At 44.9% G+C, this 18,759-nt stretch carries 11 protein-coding genes, 3 tRNA genes, 3 rRNA genes and 1 other annotated feature; of the genes, 6 read left to right on the top strand and 11 right to left on the bottom strand.

What is annotated here, in order from left to right; translation table 11 throughout:
• Nucleotides 1-26 precede the first annotated feature (26 nt).
• From L7A31_RS16445 to rluD, 9 genes are all read right to left on the bottom strand, one after another.
• Nucleotides 27-103 (bottom strand) — tRNA-Trp (locus L7A31_RS16445).
• 53 nt (nt 104-156) lie between these two features.
• A tRNA-Asp gene (locus L7A31_RS16450) sits at nt 157-233 on the bottom strand.
• A gap of 73 nt (nt 234-306) precedes the next feature.
• Nucleotides 307-422: ribosomal RNA gene (rrf, locus tag L7A31_RS16455) — 5S ribosomal RNA — on the bottom strand.
• A gap of 116 nt (nt 423-538) precedes the next feature.
• Nucleotides 539-3,428: ribosomal RNA gene (locus tag L7A31_RS16460) — 23S ribosomal RNA — on the bottom strand.
• Between the two features lie 292 nt (nt 3,429-3,720).
• Nucleotides 3,721-3,796: transfer RNA gene (locus L7A31_RS16465), tRNA-Glu, on the bottom strand.
• Nucleotides 3,797-3,893: 97 nt separating this feature from the next.
• Nucleotides 3,894-5,438, bottom strand: a 16S ribosomal RNA gene (locus L7A31_RS16470).
• The 16S, 23S and 5S rRNA genes sit together here with 3 tRNA genes alongside, the layout of an rRNA operon.
• A gap of 504 nt (nt 5,439-5,942) precedes the next feature.
• Nucleotides 5,943-8,516, bottom strand: coding sequence for an ATP-dependent chaperone ClpB (clpB, locus tag L7A31_RS16475; protein WP_237362839.1), 2,574 nt, complete (start codon nt 8,514-8,516; stop codon nt 5,943-5,945).
• A gap of 117 nt (nt 8,517-8,633) precedes the next feature.
• Complete coding sequence (gene pgeF, locus L7A31_RS16480) at nt 8,634-9,368, bottom strand: peptidoglycan editing factor PgeF (RefSeq protein ID WP_237362840.1); 735 nt, start codon at nt 9,366-9,368, stop codon at nt 8,634-8,636.
• Nucleotides 9,368-10,342, bottom strand: a complete 975-nt coding sequence (gene rluD / locus L7A31_RS16485) for a 23S rRNA pseudouridine(1911/1915/1917) synthase RluD (RefSeq protein ID WP_237362841.1) — start codon at nt 10,340-10,342, stop codon at nt 9,368-9,370. The genes pgeF and rluD overlap by 1 nt, the downstream gene beginning before the upstream one ends.
• Before the next feature lie 136 nt (nt 10,343-10,478).
• Between rluD and bamD the strand changes: the two genes are divergently transcribed.
• From bamD to yjjX, 4 genes are all read left to right on the top strand, one after another.
• Nucleotides 10,479-11,207, top strand: coding sequence for an outer membrane protein assembly factor BamD (bamD, locus tag L7A31_RS16490; protein ID WP_237362842.1), 729 nt, complete (start codon nt 10,479-10,481; stop codon nt 11,205-11,207).
• A 360-nt stretch (nt 11,208-11,567) separates the two neighbouring features.
• Nucleotides 11,568-11,891: a ribosome hibernation-promoting factor, HPF/YfiA family gene (hpf, locus tag L7A31_RS16495; RefSeq protein ID WP_237362843.1), complete on the top strand. Its 324-nt coding sequence runs from the start codon at nt 11,568-11,570 to the stop codon at nt 11,889-11,891.
• Nucleotides 11,892-12,036: 145 nt separating this feature from the next.
• Nucleotides 12,037-12,156: a sequence feature (Phe leader region), on the top strand.
• Between the two features lie 11 nt (nt 12,157-12,167).
• Nucleotides 12,168-13,343 carry a prephenate dehydratase gene (gene pheA / locus L7A31_RS16500; RefSeq protein ID WP_237362844.1) on the top strand — a complete coding sequence of 392 codons (1,176 nt, stop codon included), beginning with the start codon at nt 12,168-12,170 and terminating at the stop codon, nt 13,341-13,343.
• A 12-nt stretch (nt 13,344-13,355) separates the two neighbouring features.
• The gene (gene yjjX, locus L7A31_RS16505; RefSeq protein WP_237362845.1) at nt 13,356-13,883 is read left to right on the top strand and encodes an inosine/xanthosine triphosphatase; all 528 of its coding nucleotides are present in this window, start codon (nt 13,356-13,358) and stop codon (nt 13,881-13,883) included.
• Between the two features lie 59 nt (nt 13,884-13,942).
• Here yjjX and trpR read toward each other — a convergent pair whose 3' ends face one another.
• Both trpR and L7A31_RS16515 read right to left on the bottom strand, forming a co-directional pair.
• Nucleotides 13,943-14,239, bottom strand: a complete 297-nt coding sequence (gene trpR / locus L7A31_RS16510; RefSeq protein ID WP_237363590.1) for a trp operon repressor — start codon at nt 14,237-14,239, stop codon at nt 13,943-13,945.
• A gap of 117 nt (nt 14,240-14,356) precedes the next feature.
• The gene (locus L7A31_RS16515) at nt 14,357-16,309 is read right to left on the bottom strand and encodes a transglycosylase SLT domain-containing protein (RefSeq protein WP_435532901.1); all 1,953 of its coding nucleotides are present in this window, start codon (nt 16,307-16,309) and stop codon (nt 14,357-14,359) included.
• Nucleotides 16,310-16,563: 254 nt separating this feature from the next.
• Here L7A31_RS16515 and ettA point away from each other — a divergent pair, with 254 nt between their 5' ends.
• Together ettA and L7A31_RS16525 are read left to right on the top strand one after the other, a co-directional pair.
• Nucleotides 16,564-18,231 carry an energy-dependent translational throttle protein EttA gene (ettA, locus tag L7A31_RS16520; protein WP_237362847.1) on the top strand — a complete coding sequence of 556 codons (1,668 nt, stop codon included), beginning with the start codon at nt 16,564-16,566 and terminating at the stop codon, nt 18,229-18,231.
• Between the two features lie 107 nt (nt 18,232-18,338).
• Nucleotides 18,339-18,734, top strand: a complete 396-nt coding sequence (locus L7A31_RS16525; protein WP_237362848.1) for a PilZ domain-containing protein — start codon at nt 18,339-18,341, stop codon at nt 18,732-18,734.
• The last annotated feature ends 25 nt before the right edge of the window (nt 18,735-18,759 follow it).

Raw genomic sequence — 18,759 nt, forward strand, 5'->3', positions numbered from 1 at the left:
CAGTCTTTCGACTAGAGCCTTAAATATGGCAGGGGTGGAGAGATTCGAACTCCCAACACGCGGATTTGGAATCCGCTGCTCTGCCAATTGGAGCTACACCCCTAACACTTTGTTCTATTTATAAAAAACCTCGCAGAAGCGAGGAAATCAAATAAATGGCGGAGTGGACGGGACTCGAACCCGCGACCCCCGGCGTGACAGGCCGGTATTCTAACCAACTGAACTACCACTCCGCAGTGGTATCACTCGCCTTCGCAAGTGTCCATCTTTTGTCTTCACTTTTGAAAAAGTGAAAATAAAATTAAAGCCCGGCGATGACCTACTCTCACATGGGGAAGCCCCACACTACCATCGGCGCAGTTGCGTTTCACTTCTGAGTTCGGCATGGAATCAGGTGGGTCCACAACGCTATGGTCGCCAAGCAAATTCTTTATCATAAAGTCATACGACTCTACGATTTAATTCGGAAAGCTGTTTTACGTTCTATTACACATTCAATGTTCTAGTTTGAGTCCCACAAAAACCCTTTTGGTGTTGTATGGTTAAGCCTCACGGGCAATTAGTACAGGTTAGCTCAACGCCTCACAACGCTTACACACCCTGCCTATCAACGTTCTAGTCTCGAACAACCCTTAAGGACACATAAAGTGTCAGGGAAGACTCATCTCAGGGCTCGCTTCCCGCTTAGATGCTTTCAGCGGTTATCGATTCCGAACTTAGCTACCGGGCAATGCCATTGGCATGACAACCCGAACACCAGAGGTTCGTCCACTCCGGTCCTCTCGTACTAGGAGCAGCCCCCTTCAATCTTCCAACGCCCACGGCAGATAGGGACCGAACTGTCTCACGACGTTCTAAACCCAGCTCGCGTACCACTTTAAATGGCGAACAGCCATACCCTTGGGACCGACTTCAGCCCCAGGATGTGATGAGCCGACATCGAGGTGCCAAACACCGCCGTCGATATGAACTCTTGGGCGGTATCAGCCTGTTATCCCCGGAGTACCTTTTATCCGTTGAGCGATGGCCCTTCCATTCAGAACCACCGGATCACTATGACCTGCTTTCGCACCTGCTCGAATTGTCATTCTCGCAGTCAAGCGGGCTTATGCCATTGCACTAACCTCACGATGTCCAACCGTGATTAGCCCACCTTCGTGCTCCTCCGTTACTCTTTGGGAGGAGACCGCCCCAGTCAAACTACCCACCAGGCACTGTCCTCACCCCAGATAATGGGGCCAAGTTAGAACATCAACACTACAAGGGTGGTATTTCAAGGACGGCTCCACCACATCTAGCGACGCGGTTTCAAAGCCTCCCACCTATCCTACACATGTAGGGTCAATGTTCAGTGCCAAGCTGTAGTAAAGGTTCACGGGGTCTTTCCGTCTAGCCGCGGGTACACTGCATCTTCACAGCGATTTCAATTTCACTGAGTCTCGGGTGGAGACAGCGTGGCCATCATTACGCCATTCGTGCAGGTCGGAACTTACCCGACAAGGAATTTCGCTACCTTAGGACCGTTATAGTTACGGCCGCCGTTTACCGGGGCTTCGATCAAGAGCTTCGACCGAAGTCTAACCCCATCAATTAACCTTCCGGCACCGGGCAGGCGTCACACCGTATACGTCATCTTACGATTTAGCACAGTGCTGTGTTTTTAATAAACAGTTGCAGCCACCTGGTATCTGCGACTCCCAATAGCTCCATCCGCAAGGGACTTCACCGTCGAGAGCGTACCTTCTCCCGAAGTTACGGTACCATTTTGCCTAGTTCCTTCACCCGAGTTCTCTCAAGCGCCTTGGTATTCTCTACCCGACCACCTGTGTCGGTTTGGGGTACGATTCCTTACAATCTGAAGCTTAGAGGCTTTTCCTGGAAGCATGGCATCAATGACTTCACTACCGTAGTAGCTCGACATCGTGTCTCAGCCTTAAAGAGAGCCGGATTTACCTAACTCTCAAGCCTACGCACTTGAACCTGGACGACCGTCGCCAGGCCCACCTAGCCTTCTCCGTCCCCCCATCGCAATTGTAAGAAGTACGGGAATATTAACCCGTTTCCCATCGACTACGCCTTTCGGCCTCGCCTTAGGGGTCGACTTACCCTGCCCCGATTAACGTTGGACAGGAACCCTTGGTCTTCCGGCGAGGAGGTTTTTCACCCCCTTTATCGTTACTCATGTCAGCATTCGCACTTCTGATACCTCCAGCAGACCTTACAGTCCACCTTCAACGGCTTACAGAACGCTCCCCTACCCAATACAATAAATTGCATTGCCGCAGCTTCGGTTTATTACTTAGCCCCGTTACATCTTCCGCGCAGGCCGACTCGACTAGTGAGCTATTACGCTTTCTTTAAATGATGGCTGCTTCTAAGCCAACATCCTAGCTGTCTAAGCCTTCCCACATCGTTTCCCACTTAGTAATAATTTGGGACCTTAGCTGGCGGTCTGGGTTGTTTCCCTCTCCACGACGGACGTTAGCACCCGCCGTGTGTCTCCCGGATAGTACTTACTGGTATTCGGAGTTTGCAAAGGGTTGGTAAGTCGGGATGACCCCCTAGCCTTAACAGTGCTCTACCCCCAGTAGTATTCGTCCGAGGCGCTACCTAAATAGCTTTCGGGGAGAACCAGCTATCTCCAGGTTTGATTGGCCTTTCACCCCTAGCCACAAGTCATCCGCTAATTTTTCAACATTAGTCGGTTCGGTCCTCCAGTTGATGTTACTCAACCTTCAACCTGCCCATGGCTAGATCACCTGGTTTCGGGTCTATATCCAGAGACTGAACGCCCAGTTAAGACTCGGTTTCCCTACGGCTCCCCTAAACGGTTAACCTTGCCACTGAATATAAGTCGCTGACCCATTATACAAAAGGTACGCAGTCACACCACGAAGGTGCTCCTACTGCTTGTACGTACACGGTTTCAGGTTCTATTTCACTCCCCTCACAGGGGTTCTTTTCGCCTTTCCCTCACGGTACTGGTTCACTATCGGTCAGTCAGGAGTATTTAGCCTTGGAGGATGGTCCCCCCATGTTCAGACAGGATATCACGTGTCCCGCCTTACTCGATTTCACTTATGCTGCGCTGTCGGTTACGGGGCTATCACCCTGTATCGCGTGCCTTTCCAGACACTTCACCTGACGCAATAAAAGCTTAAGGGCTAACCCAATTTCGCTCGCCGCTACTTTCGGGATCTCGGTTGATTTCTTTTCCTCGGGGTACTTAGATGTTTCAGTTCCCCCGGTTCGCCTCATTAACCTATGTATTCAGTTAATGATACATGCTTATGCATGTGGGTTTCCCCATTCGGAAATCGTAGACTCAAGTGGCTTTTACTGCCTTATCTACGCTTATCGCAAGTTAATACGTCCTTCATCGCCTCTGACTGCCAAGGCATCCACCGTGTACGCTTAGTTACTTAACCATACAACCCAAAAGAGTTTTGTACGGTCAACACTAAAGGTGTCTCAATTTATTTAAACATGATTGAGACTGATAATTGCCGGACTCAAATATGAATAACTCGAAAGTTATTCCCAAGAACACTTGAATGTGTGTTGGTACCTAAATCAATACAGATTTAGGATTTGAGAACTTTTAATGAATAACATGAATCACATGTTATTCGTCAGCTTTCCAAATTGTTAAAGAGCATGTATTTCTTCTACTTAAAGAAGAAACCATTTTTAAATGTTCTCTTAAAGAGCACTTAAAGATGGTATCCCGTAGGGGAGTCGAACCCCTGTTACCGCCGTGAAAGGGCGGTGTCCTAGGCCTCTAGACGAACGGGACACTAGGCTAGCTTCTACTTTCATCAAATAGAAGTCACTCTCTTAACTTTACAAACCGTATCAATCTGTGTGAACACTCATCGCAATAATCTTTCGTATAAGGAGGTGATCCAGCCCCAGGTTCCCCTAGGGCTACCTTGTTACGACTTCACCCCAGTCATGAACCACAAAGTGGTGAGCGTCCTCCCGAAGGTTAAACTACCCACTTCTTTTGCAGCCCACTCCCATGGTGTGACGGGCGGTGTGTACAAGGCCCGGGAACGTATTCACCGTAGCATTCTGATCTACGATTACTAGCGATTCCGACTTCATGGAGTCGAGTTGCAGACTCCAATCCGGACTACGACGCACTTTTTGGGATTCGCTCACCATCGCTGGTTGGCCGCCCTCTGTATGCGCCATTGTAGCACGTGTGTAGCCCTACTCGTAAGGGCCATGATGACTTGACGTCGTCCCCACCTTCCTCCGGTTTATCACCGGCAGTCTCCCTGGAGTTCCCGACATTACTCGCTGGCAAACAAGGATAAGGGTTGCGCTCGTTGCGGGACTTAACCCAACATTTCACAACACGAGCTGACGACAGCCATGCAGCACCTGTCTCAGAGTTCCCGAAGGCACCAAAGCATCTCTGCTAAGTTCTCTGGATGTCAAGAGTAGGTAAGGTTCTTCGCGTTGCATCGAATTAAACCACATGCTCCACCGCTTGTGCGGGCCCCCGTCAATTCATTTGAGTTTTAATCTTGCGACCGTACTCCCCAGGCGGTCTACTTAACGCGTTAGCTCCGAAAGCCACAGCTCAAGGCCGCAACCTCCAAGTAGACATCGTTTACGGCGTGGACTACCAGGGTATCTAATCCTGTTTGCTCCCCACGCTTTCGCATCTGAGTGTCAGTATCTGTCCAGGGGGCCGCCTTCGCCACTGGTATTCCTTCAGATCTCTACGCATTTCACCGCTACACCTGAAATTCTACCCCCCTCTACAGTACTCTAGTGAATCAGTTTCAAATGACCTTCCGAGGTTGAGCCCCGGGCTTTCACATCTGACTTAATCCACCACCTGCATGCGCTTTACGCCCAGTAATTCCGATTAACGCTCGCACCCTCCGTATTACCGCGGCTGCTGGCACGGAGTTAGCCGGTGCTTCTTCTGCAGCTAACGTCAAGCAATGCAGTTATTAACTACACTACCTTCCTCACTGCTGAAAGTGCTTTACAACCCGAAGGCCTTCTTCACACACGCGGCATGGCTGCATCAGGGTTTCCCCCATTGTGCAATATTCCCCACTGCTGCCTCCCGTAGGAGTCTGGACCGTGTCTCAGTTCCAGTGTGGCTGATCATCCTCTCAGACCAGCTAGGGATCGTCGCCTTGGTAAGCCATTACCTTACCAACTAGCTAATCCCACCTAGGCGTATCCAATAGCGCAAGGCCCGAAGGTCCCCTGCTTTGCTCCGAAGAGAGTATGCGGTATTAGCCATCGTTTCCAATGGTTATCCCCCTCTACTGGGCAACTTCCTAGGCATTACTCACCCGTCCGCCGCTCGTCAGCAAAGAAAGCAAGCTTTCTTTCTGTTACCGCTCGACTTGCATGTGTTAGGCCTGCCGCCAGCGTTCAATCTGAGCCATGATCAAACTCTTCAATTTAAGATTTTGTCGGCTCAATGAATACTGAACATTACATAAGTAATGTTTGAATTGACTGTGCTGAGCCTTTCGACTCGTTGGTCACTTCGTTTCATTGAAACCTAACTTGATACCGCTTTCCGTTAAGAAAGAAATATCTAATTTGATTATCATCAACGAGTGCCCACACAGATTGATAGGTTTATATTGTTAAAGAGCAATGCTTTGAAGTTCATCTCAAAGCGGACGGCCATTCTAGCGATTTAAGTTTTAGTGTCAACCACTTTTTTCAAAACTTTTTTAAGCACTTGGCTTAGCTAGTAGACCTTGCTAACTCGTTGATTGCTTTGTTTGAAGCCATCCCGTGTCAGCGAGGTGGCATTATAGAGATCGGCGTCATGTTGGCAAGCACTAATTTGAATAAAATCGTAAATAATTAACCGTTCGCTCAAAAATAAAGCGAATCAACGTTTAAATACACAAAAGGAGGCTTAAAAGCCCCCTTTTACTCAAGCTTAATTGAGTTTATTGTCTTGTCGCTATATGGCCATCATCAACAACCAACTCAATCTCTTTCTCGGGATCAAGGTTTCCTGCCAAGATTTCTTTCGCTAGCGGGTTCTCAACACTCTGCTGAATCGCGCGCTTCAATGGTCTCGCACCATATACAGGATCGAATCCAACTTTAGCAATTAGCTCCAGTGCCTCCTCAGATACAGACAAGTGATAACCACTTTCTTCCATTCGATGTGCTAATCGTTTTAGCTGAATAGAAGCAATAGCTTTTATATTGTCTTGGGCTAGAGGGTGGAATACCACACTCTCATCAACACGGTTCAGGAATTCAGGTCTAAAATGTCGACTCACAATTTCCATTACTTGCGCTTTCATACCGTCGTAATCTAAAGACGTACAGTTTTCTTGGATCGCCTCTGAACCCAAGTTAGATGTCATGATAACTACAGTGTTTCTGAAATCGACTGTTCGGCCTTGACCGTCAGTAAGACGACCGTCATCTAACACTTGTAGCAAAATGTTGAAAACATCTGGGTGCGCTTTTTCAACTTCATCTAAAAGAATAACAGAGTAAAGCTTACGACGAACTGCTTCAGTTAAGTAACCGCCTTCTTCATATCCGACATAACCAGGAGGCGCACCAACTAATCGCGCAACTGAGTGTTTCTCCATAAACTCTGACATGTCGATACGAACCATGGCATCTTCACTATCAAACATAAATGCGGCTAACGTTTTACATAGTTCCGTCTTACCTACACCCGTTGGACCTAAGAACAAGAAAGAGCCAATCGGTTTGTTAGGGTCTGAAAGCATTGCTCGACTACGGCGAATTGCATCAGACACCACTTCCACCGCTTCTGCTTGTCCAATAACTCGGTTGTGCAGCACTTCTTCCATACGAAGAAGTTTCTCTTTTTCTGCCTCAAGCATCTTAGATACCGGAATACCCGTCTGCTTTGAAAGAACTTCTGCTATTTCCGCATCCGTTACTTTGTTTTTAAGCAGTGTCATTTCCTGCATTTCAGCTTGAGTCGCTAAATCCAATTGTTTTTCCAACTCGGGAATACGACCGTATTGCAGCTCAGACATTCGATTTAAATCACCAGCACGGCGGGCAATGTTTAAATCCATGCGCGCATTTTCGAGTTCCGTTTTGATGTGCTGTGTACCCGATAGGGCAGCCTTTTCTGTATTCCAAACCTCTTGTAACTCAGCAAACTCTCTTTCTTTAGAAGAAAGTTCATCGTTTAGAATATTCAGACGCTTGGCACTAGCATCATCGTGTTCGTTGATCAAAGCCTGTTGCTCAATCTTCAACTGAATGATTTTGCGCTCTAGCTTGTCTAGAGATTCTGGTTTTGAGTCAATTTGCATTCGTATGCTAGACGCCGCTTCATCGATAAGGTCGATAGCCTTATCTGGAAGCTGTCGATCTGAGATGTAGCGATGAGACAAACTTGCCGCCGCTACGATCGCTGGATCGGTAATTTCTACATGGTGGTGCAATTCATAGCGCTCTTTCAAACCACGTAAAATAGCCACCGTATCTTCTACAGATGGCTCGTCTACCAATACTTTTTGGAACCGACGCTCAAGGGCTGGGTCTTTTTCGATGTACTGACGGTATTCATCTAATGTTGTCGCACCAACGCAGTGTAACTCACCACGAGCAAGAGCTGGTTTTAGCATGTTACCAGCGTCCATCGAGCCTTCACCTTTACCCGCGCCAACCATGGTATGAATTTCATCGATGAAAAGAATGACGTTACCTTCTTCTTTAGATAACTCGTTGAGCACTGATTTTAAGCGCTCTTCAAATTCACCACGATATTTTGCACCAGCAACCAATGCACCCATATCTAATGAAAGCACTCGGCGGCCTCGAAGGCCTTCTGGCACTTCGTTGTTGACTATACGCTGTGCAAGCCCCTCAACAATGGCTGTTTTACCTACACCAGGTTCACCGATGATGACTGGATTATTCTTAGTTCTACGTTGCAATACTTGAATCGTACGGCGAATTTCATCATCACGACCAATGACCGGATCAAGCTTATCTTGCTCGGCTCGCTCAGTTAAATCTATGGTGAATTTGTCTAATGCTTGGCGAAGGTCCTCCGCGTTTTGATCATTGACTGACTGACCACCACGAACTTTCTCTATCGCTCCAGAGACATTTTCTTCTGTGAGCCCCAGCTCTTTTAATAGCTTGCCCAGTGGGCCTTTGTCCTGCAGGGATGCCAACAGAAAGACTTCGGATGAGATATAGCTGTCTTTGCGTTTTTGCGCGACTTTGTCACAAAGGTTAAATAGAGACCCCATAGCGCTAGACAGCTGAACATCGCCACCAATACCTGTAACTTTCGGTAGCGAATCCAGAATCTCCGCCAACTTAGAGCGAAGGTTGGTAACATCCACATCTAACATGGTCATTAGTGGACGAATTGGGCTTCCATCTTGGTCAAGAAGTGACACCATAAGATGGACTGGCTCTATATATTGATGGTCACGCCCCAATGCTAATGACTGAGCATCAGAGATAGCAATCTGAAACTTGCTGGTAAACCTATCGAGTCGCATGAAACTCTCCTAGCGAGTAAAAATTAATTCTTGTTTATAGGTGTAAGATGGGCGCTGAGCACCCATTTTTCAAGTTATAAATGGTGTGCTATTTGGTCATCAATCGACTAAAACTGATTAATTTTGACGGCTAATCCAGATAAGACTGGCTTGTCTGCCAGTGACGCCATCACGACGATACGAGAAGAATTTGTCTGAGTGCTGGAACGTACATAATTCGCTGGAATAAATTTGCGTTACTCCAACTGAGTTTAACCTTTGCTTAGCCAATAACTGCATATTAGCCATCCACTTGCCTTGTTTGCTTGTGGCTACAAAACCTTTACTCGCAAGGTTATCGTGGCTGATAAATAGGTCTCGTACATCATCACCTACTTCAAATGCACTTTCACCAATGGCAGGCCCTAACCATGCCAGAAGCTCTCCCTGCATTTTATAGACAGCGTTTTCTAAAATGCCATCAGCTAAGCCTCTCCAACCAGCATGAACCGCTGCAACTTGAGTTCCTTGGATGTTAGTCAATAAGACCGGTAGGCAATCTGCTGTCATGACAGAGCAAACAACATCATCTTGAGTTGTTACCGAGCCATCTGCATCTAAGATAGTATTGATTGATTTGTCTAGCTCGACGATATGAGTGGAGTGAGTTTGATTTAACCAAACTGGAGAAGTTGGTAAGCCAGCAGCACCTACCAACCACTTCCTATTGTTTGCGACGATGCTAGGATCGTCACCAACATGTTGTCCCAAATTTAGCCCCTGGTAGGGAGGATGAGAAAACCCTCCGATACGAGTGGTCGAAAGTGCTTTGACTCTCTTAGGGGCAGGCCAATTGGGAACAACAAAACTCATCAATAATCTTCCGAGTGATTTAATTTGGTGTCTTCACGCAGAGCTTCACTCATGTTTACCATATCGTCAGGCACAGGTGCATGAAACTCTAATAGTTCACCAGTAACAGGATGTTCAAATCTTAACATTGCAGCGTGTAATGCTTGGCGATCAAACTGACGAATTTTCTCTGCAAGCTCTTCCGATGCACCTTTTGGAATTCTCGCACGGCCACCATATGGCGTGTCGCCCAATAGAGGATGTTGCAGATAAGACATATGCACACGGATTTGGTGAGTTCGGCCCGTTTCAAGACGCAAACGAATTCTCGTATGTTCACGAAAGTGCTCTGCAACACGATAGTGCGTCACCGCAGGCTTGCCCATAGGGGTGACAGCCATTAGTGTGCGTTTCGTTGAGTGCCTTCCAATTGGTTGCTCAACTTTTCCACCTGCTGTCATTTTGCCAATAGCAATCGCTTCATATTCACGTGTAATGTTGCGTTTTTGCAGTGCTCGAACCAGCCTTGTCTGAGCTGGAACAGTTTTAGCAACTACCATCAGACCCGTTGTATCTTTATCGAGACGATGGACAATACCTGCTCTTGGTACTTCAGCAATATCAGGGAAGTGATGAAGCAAAGCATTGAGCACTGTACCATCAGGAGTACCAGCTCCGGGGTGGACAACGAAGTCTCTAGGCTTATTGATAACCAAGATATCGTCATCTTCGTAGACAATATCAAGTGGAATATCTTGCGGTTCCCACCTTTCTTCGGCTTCAATTTCGGCAAAAACAGTAATCTCTTCACCACCCATCACTTTAAAACGAGGTTTAGTGACGACTTCACCGTTCACTTGAACTTTTCCCTGTAAAAGCCACTCTTTGATTCGCGAGCGCGAAAAGTCGCTAAATAACTCTGCGACAGCTTGATCTAATCTTTGACCTAACTGGCTGTCTTTTACGGTGTTTGTTAATTCAATCTGCTGGCTCATATAGAACTTTTTTAAAAACTGTGAGACTAATGCTCAACACTGTGGAAAAATAGGCTAATTCATCATTGTATCTGTTACTGGTATGAAAGTAACGAGAGCTAACGAAATATTTAAATTCAAGGAATCGACCCAACACATGAAAAAGCGTTCTCTACTCGGTTTAGTTACACTGTTAACGTTGTTTGGCTGCTCAAGCAGTAAAGAAGTCGTTCCGGACTTGCCACCCGCTCAACTCTACGCTCAAGCTAAGACAGCTTTGCAAGAGGGCTACCTAACGGGTGCGATAACAAAACTTGAGGCGATGGACTCTCGTTATCCATTTGGCCCATATTCTGATCAAGTGCAATTGGACCTTATTTACGCTTATTACCGTAATGATCAGTTACCTTTAGCACTTGCGTCAATTGACCGCTTCATGCGTTTAAACCCGACAAGCCCTAAACTAGACTGGGTGCTTTATATGCGTGGCCTCACTCATATGGCTCAAGATACCAACTTCTTACAAGAAGCATTGGACATTGATAGAAGTGACCGCGATCCAACACCAGCGGCTGAAGCATTTGCAGATTTCAAAAAGCTACTAGATCGTTATCCAACCAGCCCATATGCAGCTGATGCTGAAAAACGTATGTACTCTCTAAAAAACCGTTTAGCAGACTATGACCTTTCTATTGCGAAATTTTATATCAAGCGTAAAGCTTGGATTGCTGCAGTTAACCGCGCCCAAGAGTTACAAAAAAGGTACCCAGATACAGAAGCTGCGAGAGAGTCTTTGCAGGTGGAGCTAGAAGCTTACAAGGTGCTAGGTTTGCAAGGGCCAATTGCTAACACCGAAAAGTTGATTAAGCTGAACCCTGAAAAATAATAAATATCCGTATAAAGCACAAAACCCTCAACAGTTCACTTTGTTGAGGGTTTTGTTGTATTTGAGCTATCAATGAAAACTTGACATAAAGCCTGACAATCAACTGATTAGAAAAATATTTTGGGTTGTAATTACGCCCCCAAAACAAATCAATTTTAGCGTACGACCTCCCCTCAATGTAACCACTCTAGTGAGAATCACAAGCACTTTTTATTAATAGAAAAGCCACTACTTGCGAAAGATCACGTTTAATTATTCTTAAATATCTTTACCAATAAAAAGTGATCTTGATCACACAATATTATCGTTAGATCAGTAATCTGAAGTTAACCCATACGGGTAGCAACAGAGGAAAATTCTATGAAAGTAAGTATCACAGGCAAAAACATCGACATCACCTCTGCAATCCGCACGCATATAGAAAGCAAATTCAAAAAGCTAGAAAAATGGCAAGTAGATATCATTTCATGCCAAGCAGTATTTAGCGAAGAGCCTAATAAGCAAAAGAAATTTGAAGCGGTAATTAAAGTTCCAAAAGGTCAGCTAGTCGCATCCTCAATGCACGAAGATTTATACGCAGCAGTTAATGACGTAGAACACAAACTAGAAAGGCAACTCAATAAACTGCGCCACAAACCCGCTGCTCGCCGAGCAGAAAAATTCGAAGTAGAAGAAACGGAATAATATTCAAAACTCTACTTAGTTAGACAGAATTAGTTGATAGCGCCAATGGCGCTATTTTTTTGCTCCTAACCAAGCATTAACCCTTGACGCTGTTAGCTTGCTTGCTTATTGTGTTCGAGTGTTGAATCACTAACAACGACTTTATGCTACTTTCTCAACTGTTCTTTTTTGACTTATTTTTTCCAAATTAGCTCTGGAGGCTAAGTTGTTCGCGCAAATAAGTTAAAACGAACAGAAAGCCTCCCAACTGGGAGGTTTTTTTATAAGGACACTATCATGACCGACAAACAATATTCGCTCGAAGAAATTCGCTTACGTTTGAATGAACTCGATGACCAAATGCTTTCTTTACTCTCTGAGCGCCGTAAGTTAAGTATTGATGTGGCCAAAAGCAAAGTAGAGACGTCTAAACCGGTCAGAGATGCCGATCGAGAGCAGCAGTTACTAGTCAAATTAATCAATAACGGTAAAGAAAAATACGACCTAGACGCGCAGTACATCACCAAGCTGTTCCATACCATTATTGAAGATTCAGTCTTATTACAGCAATCTTACCTTCAAAATCTTGCTAACCCTCAAACTAGAAAGCCCCTTGCCCGAGTCGCTTTTTTAGGCGCACGAGGTTCCTATTCGCACCTTGCAAGTAGAGAGTATTTCAGTCGTAAAGATTCAGAGCTTATCGAACTCAATTGCGACCAATTCAAAGACATAATTACTACTGTAGAATCTGGTCACGCTGATTATGGTGTATTACCTATTGAAAACACTAGCTCAGGTTCCATCAACGAAGTCTACGACTTACTGCAACATACAACTTTATATATTGTTGGCGAACTTACCCTTCCAATTGAGCACTGCTTAGTTGCAACCAAAGATATCCGTCTAGAGGAGATCAAAACCCTCTATTCTCACCCTCAACCTCATCAGCAATGCAGCGAATTCCTAAATGGATTGAAAGGTGTCAATCTGGAAATCTGTGCTAGTACAGCTGATGCAATGAAAAAAGTGAAAGAGCTGAACCGCACAGACATTGCAGCTATCGGTAACTCTTCTAGTGGTAAGCTTTATGGGTTGCAGTCCATCCAAGGAAATATTGCTAACCAAACAGAAAACCATACTCGATTCATTGTAGTCGCGCGTAAGCCGGTCGAAGTTTCAACTCAAATTCCAGCTAAAACAACACTTATCATGTCTACGGCTCAAGAAGCGGGTTCATTAGTTGAGACACTGCTTGTATTACAAAAGTATGGAATTAACATGACCAAGTTAGAGTCTCGCCCTATTATGGGTAACCCTTGGGAAGAGATGTTTTATGTTGATTTACAGGCTCATCATGGTTCTGAAGAAATGCAGCAAGCCATTGTAGAGCTGACGAAAATCACTAAGTTCTTAAAAGTACTCGGTTGCTATCCGATAGAGAACATTTCCCATACACAAGTTAAATTAGATTAAGAAGTTTCTAGAATGAAAACAGTGATTATTACCTCTTTAAACCCAGCCAAGATTCGCGCTGTTGAAAGTGCCTTTAGGGAGGTTTTTCCGCACCAAGAGTTTAACTTTGAAGGTATCAAAGTCGCTAGCGAAGTAGCCGATCAACCAATGACGAACACTGAAACCAAGCAGGGTGCGTTAAACAGGATCCGCAACGCTAAGAAAATTAGCGGCTCTGCAGATTATTTCGTCGGTATTGAGGCAGGTATAGACAGTGGCGTCACTTTCGCTTGGATGGTGATTGAATCAGCTACTATTCGCGGAGAATCTCGCTCTGCCAGTTTGATGCTACCTCCAGTTGTACTAGAGAAGCTAAAAACTGCGAATGAGTTAGGAGATGTCATGGATGATGTGTTCGGCACTGAGAATATCAAACAGAAAGGTGGGGCAATAAGCCTGTTAACAAACAACCTGCTGACTCGAAGCTCTGTCTATCATCAAGCCTTAATCTTAGCGCTGATTCCCTTTTCCAATGAAGAGCATTTCACAGCAAATTTATAACTGACTCAGCTCCGAGAAGCTAGGCCTGTGCCAGTGAAACTCACTGGCACAAACTTGACTCAAGGCTTCAAAAGTAAATCTGTAATACGTAGTCTATCTTGTTCTGATTTCGCTTTAAGCTCATTTGAGCCTCGAGTAATGGTTGCAATACCAACACCGAGCTCTTGGCTCATCTGCCTCTGAGACATCTCCCCTTTCAGTAACTCAGTAAGTATGTTTGCTCTCGCAATCAAGGCTTCCCTCTCATCAGGGGTGAGCATGGTCGATAACAGCAATTCATGGTCTTTGTTTTTGATAGCGCGATTCAATAAATCAATAAATTGATCCCAATCGCTGTACTCTGGGAGGAACGACATAATCTTTTGGATATATTGATGGTGTGTGAGTTTATTGTAATTCGTTATCATCCCCACGCAACCTAAAGATGTCTAGATTGCATTTCACGGGAATGTATTTAGCTCAAAGTTGGGGCTTTAGTATCTTGCTAACTTTTCTCGCTTGGTCAGGAACTGGCCATCCACCCCCATTAAGTCGCGGTAATAAGTCTCGAACATCAAGATATTCTGAACATAACCACGTGTTTCATTAAATGGAATACTTTCGATAAAGGCATACACATCCAAGTTCTCATTCGAACGTTCTCGCCACTTCTTCACTCTATGCGGGCCTGCATTGTACGCCGCAAAAGCAAAAATACGGTTGTCATCAAACCTTTCAAGTAACCCGTTCAAATAGCTACTGCCAATCTCTATGTTCTTACCAACAGAATATAAATCTCTCGCCCCGTTATAGCGAATGCGATACTTCCTTGCAGTATATTGGGCAGTACGAGGCATTATTTGCATGATTCCCCTAGCACCTACCGGAGAGCGTGCGTTCACGTCCATCGCACTTTCTTGTCGAGCCAATGACATTAAAGTGATCGGGTCTATACCATGTTTCTCCGCATAATGATCAAACCACCATTGGTGAGCGATTGGAAAACGCAGCTGAACGTTATCCCACAATTTAGCTGATATCGACGCTTTCACTGTCAAATGGTGCCAGTTTTTATCTGCCGCATATGCTGCCAACATTTTTTTCTCTTCTATGCTGGCATTTCGAAGTAACCAATTCCATTCGGTTTTAGCTGCCGAAATTTTCGAGCGATCAATCAACTCCTGAATTCGATAAAGAGCTCTCTTGTGAGGCTCGATTACGGTGTGATCTAGATTGAGGAAAGTCGTTGGATATGCTACTGGCACTCCCATAAAGCCTGCGGCTGCAACGCTATAGAAATTCCTTTTTCCAAGAAGTGTTTCTAATCTAGTTTGGCCATGCTCATGCATGCCTAAAGCAATTTCACTGCGGCCTAACCAATACTGCCAACGCAAAGTCTCTCGAGTTTCAGGGGTAAGGTGTGCAATCCAACGCTGTGTACCTCTCCAATCAGCTTGCTGAATAGCAAGTCTAATTCGACGCTCAATCAGCTTGTCTTCATTCGACATATCAATGACATCGTCTCGCCATTTTGCTAAAGGCTCTGATTCTGTATTCATTAAGCGATAAACGATAAACTCTGCCAGTTTCTGCTTGTCTTCTTCTTTAAAAGAGTTATTCACCATAACTTGCGAAAATGCTACTTGAGCTTTCTCGGCATCCTTTCTTGCTAGGCGTTTCAATGCAGATGAAACCTGCATCAAGTAAATATCACTATCTTCAGCATTTTCTCTCGCAAACCTAACCACCATTTCAGGTTTACTATAAAGATCCGTAATTTCTGCGGCCTTTTTTTGTGCCTCTGCTGTTTTTAATTGCCGCTTAAGGTATTTCATCAAGCCATTATTTCTTTCATCAAATGCTAGTAGCATACGACGTAGGATAATGTCATCAGTTTTTAAGCCTGCTTTGTCCCAGACTTTGATTAAGTAATCACAATGCTTTGAAATGCTGTCACCTGAAAGCCATAGCTTATCCATTCCTTCGAAAGCCTGTTCTTTCTGTCCAACTTTGTATAATGCCGTGTAATAGTGACATTTATAGGCTTCACCTGAGGGCTCAGAATATTGAAATTCGAGTAACTGCTTCCATTTCCTTTGAAGTGCTAACGTTTCTATATATGGAGCACGAATACTAGAAGAGAAAGGATATGAATAGTTGTATTGAATGAATTCATTGACTTGGTCAGGGCTTTTCGCACTTAGGTCAATCAGAAATGCTCGGTAGTCTGTGTAAGGTGTTAGTGGGTAGTCTGAAATTTTTTTCCGTATTGACTGATATTGGGAAACTTGCCTTCTATCTAACAATTTCTGTGCTCTATCATAGAGCGCTCGTTGCTCTTGGATATTAGACACAGGACTTGCTAAGCTATTCCCTACAAAAAGAAAAGCACATACACTTGAACAGCTTACGAGCTGATATAGTTTATTAAAGCTCTTACCTACCATATTCCTCACTTCCATGTCGTGCGGATTTTAAATGTTAACACCCTGTTAATGTTAGGTCAAAAATAAGCCAATAAGTTCAATTTAACAGAGGATTCACAATAAATAGGACCTCTGCAAGAATCGTGCAACTCGTTGCTTTTCGTTTAGTGCCAGCTTGATACACAGATCGATAAAAGCTCACCACTCGTGTAACAAAAGTATCTAGATTGGTATAAAATGAGGCCTTATGTATTTTCAATTAGGATCTATCGGCAATGGCTGAATATGTTTATACCATGTCGCGGGTGAGTAAAATCGTCCCACCCAAACGTCAAATTCTCAAAGATATCTCACTTAGCTTTTTCCCAGGAGCAAAAATAGGCGTATTGGGCTTAAATGGTGCGGGTAAATCTACCCTACTAAGAATCATGGCTGGTATCGATACAGATATCGATGGTGAAGCTCGTCCTCAGCCTGGATTAAACGTCGGTTATTTGCCTCAGGAGCCACAATTAGACGAATCGAAAACTGTTCGTGAAGTGGTTGAAGAAGCCGTTGCAGATGTTGCTGACGCACTTAAAAGGCTCGATGCTGTTTATGCTGCGTATGCTGAAGAAGGCGCTGACTTCGACGCTCTTGCAAAAGAGCAAGGTGAGCTTGAAGCGCTGATTCAAGCAAAAGATGGTCACAACCTTGAAAATGCTCTAGAGCGTGCCGCTGACGCGCTTCGCCTACCAGAATGGGATTCAAAAATAGAACACCTTTCTGGTGGTGAAAGACGCCGTGTTGCTATCTGCCGCCTGCTACTTGAAAAACCAGACATGCTGCTACTAGACGAACCAACTAACCACCTTGATGCGGAGTCTGTTGGATGGTTAGAGCGTTTCTTAGTCGACTACAACGGTACTGTTGTTGCTATTACCCACGACCGTTACTTCCTTGATAACGCAGCGGGCTGGATCTTGGAACTTGACCGTGGTGAAGGTATTCCTTGGGAAGGCAACTACACTTCTTGGCTTGAGCAAAAAGATGCTCGATTGAAACAAGAAGCATCTCAAGAGAAAGCTCGCCAGAAAACCATCGAGAAAGAGCTTGAGTGGGTTCGACAAAATCCTAAAGGCCGCCAAGCGAAGTCTAAAGCACGTATGGCGCGTTTTGAAGAACTTAACAATAGTGATCACCAAAAACGTAATGAAACGAATGAACTATTCATTCCACCTGGTGAGCGTCTAGGTGACAAAGTTGTTGAAGTAAACAATCTAACCAAATCTTTTGGTGACCGTGTACTTATCGATGACTTGTCTTTCAGCGTACCGAAGGGAGCAATTGTCGGTATCATTGGTGCCAACGGTGCGGGTAAATCGACGCTGTTCAAGATGCTAAGTGGCACAGAACAACCAGATTCAGGCACAGTTGAGCTTGGTGATACTGTAAAACTTGCATCTGTCGATCAGTTCCGCGATAGCATGGACGACAGTAAAACTGTTTTCCAAGAGATCTCTGAAGGTGCTGATATCATCAAGATTAACAACTTTGAAATCCCAGCTCGAGCTTATTGCTCGCGTTTCAACTTTAAAGGTGTTGACCAACAGAAAATTATTGGTGAGCTATCCGGGGGCGAACGTAACCGCGTTCACCTAGCGAAGCTTCTTAAAACTGGTGGCAACGTGCTGCTACTCGATGAGCCAACCAACGACTTGGATGTAGAAACTCTACGTGCACTTGAAGAAGCGCTATTAGAGTTCCCAGGATGTGCAATGGTTATCTCGCACGACCGCTGGTTCTTGGACAGAATTGCCACACATATCTTGGATTACCGCGACGAAGGTCAGGTTAACTTCTACGAAGGCAACTATACTGAATACAGTGAGTGGCTAAAACAGACGTTAGGTGCGCAAGCAGCCGAACCACATCGTATTAAATACAAGCGAATTGCGAAGTAGAATACGACTAAAGCCGCATTTATTGCGGCTTTTTAATGGCGATAGACTTGCTCACATAAACGGATTTATAGCGTACCAGTAGTAAAGAACTAAGGAAGATATTTAGTATGGTTGAAAGACGCCGATTTTCACGAATAATCTATCAGGCTCCCGCAACGATTCGCCAAGGAGGAACAGTGGTTGAAGCCAATATCCAAGATCTCTCTTTGCATGGCCTGCTTCTTAGCACTGATGGCAACAATGCGGAACTCAATTGCGATATTCTTGCCGACATAGAATTTACTCTGCCGAGTAGCGATATCGTCATTAGTCTGGTCGCCAACCTAATAGGTATTCAGAAAAACATTATCCACGCCAGTATTGACCATATTGATATCGAAAGTATTGCTCATATCAAGCGTTTGGTTGAGCTAAATGTTGGGAATGACGATCTGCTTCACCGCGAACTTGAACACTTATCCGACCTAGGTGAGCACTTATCTGATATGGGTGAGCAACTTTAGAACTATATAGCTCGTGATTCTCTAA

This window comes from Vibrio marisflavi CECT 7928 (genome assembly GCF_921294215.1).
Classification (GTDB): domain Bacteria; phylum Pseudomonadota; class Gammaproteobacteria; order Enterobacterales; family Vibrionaceae; genus Vibrio; species Vibrio marisflavi.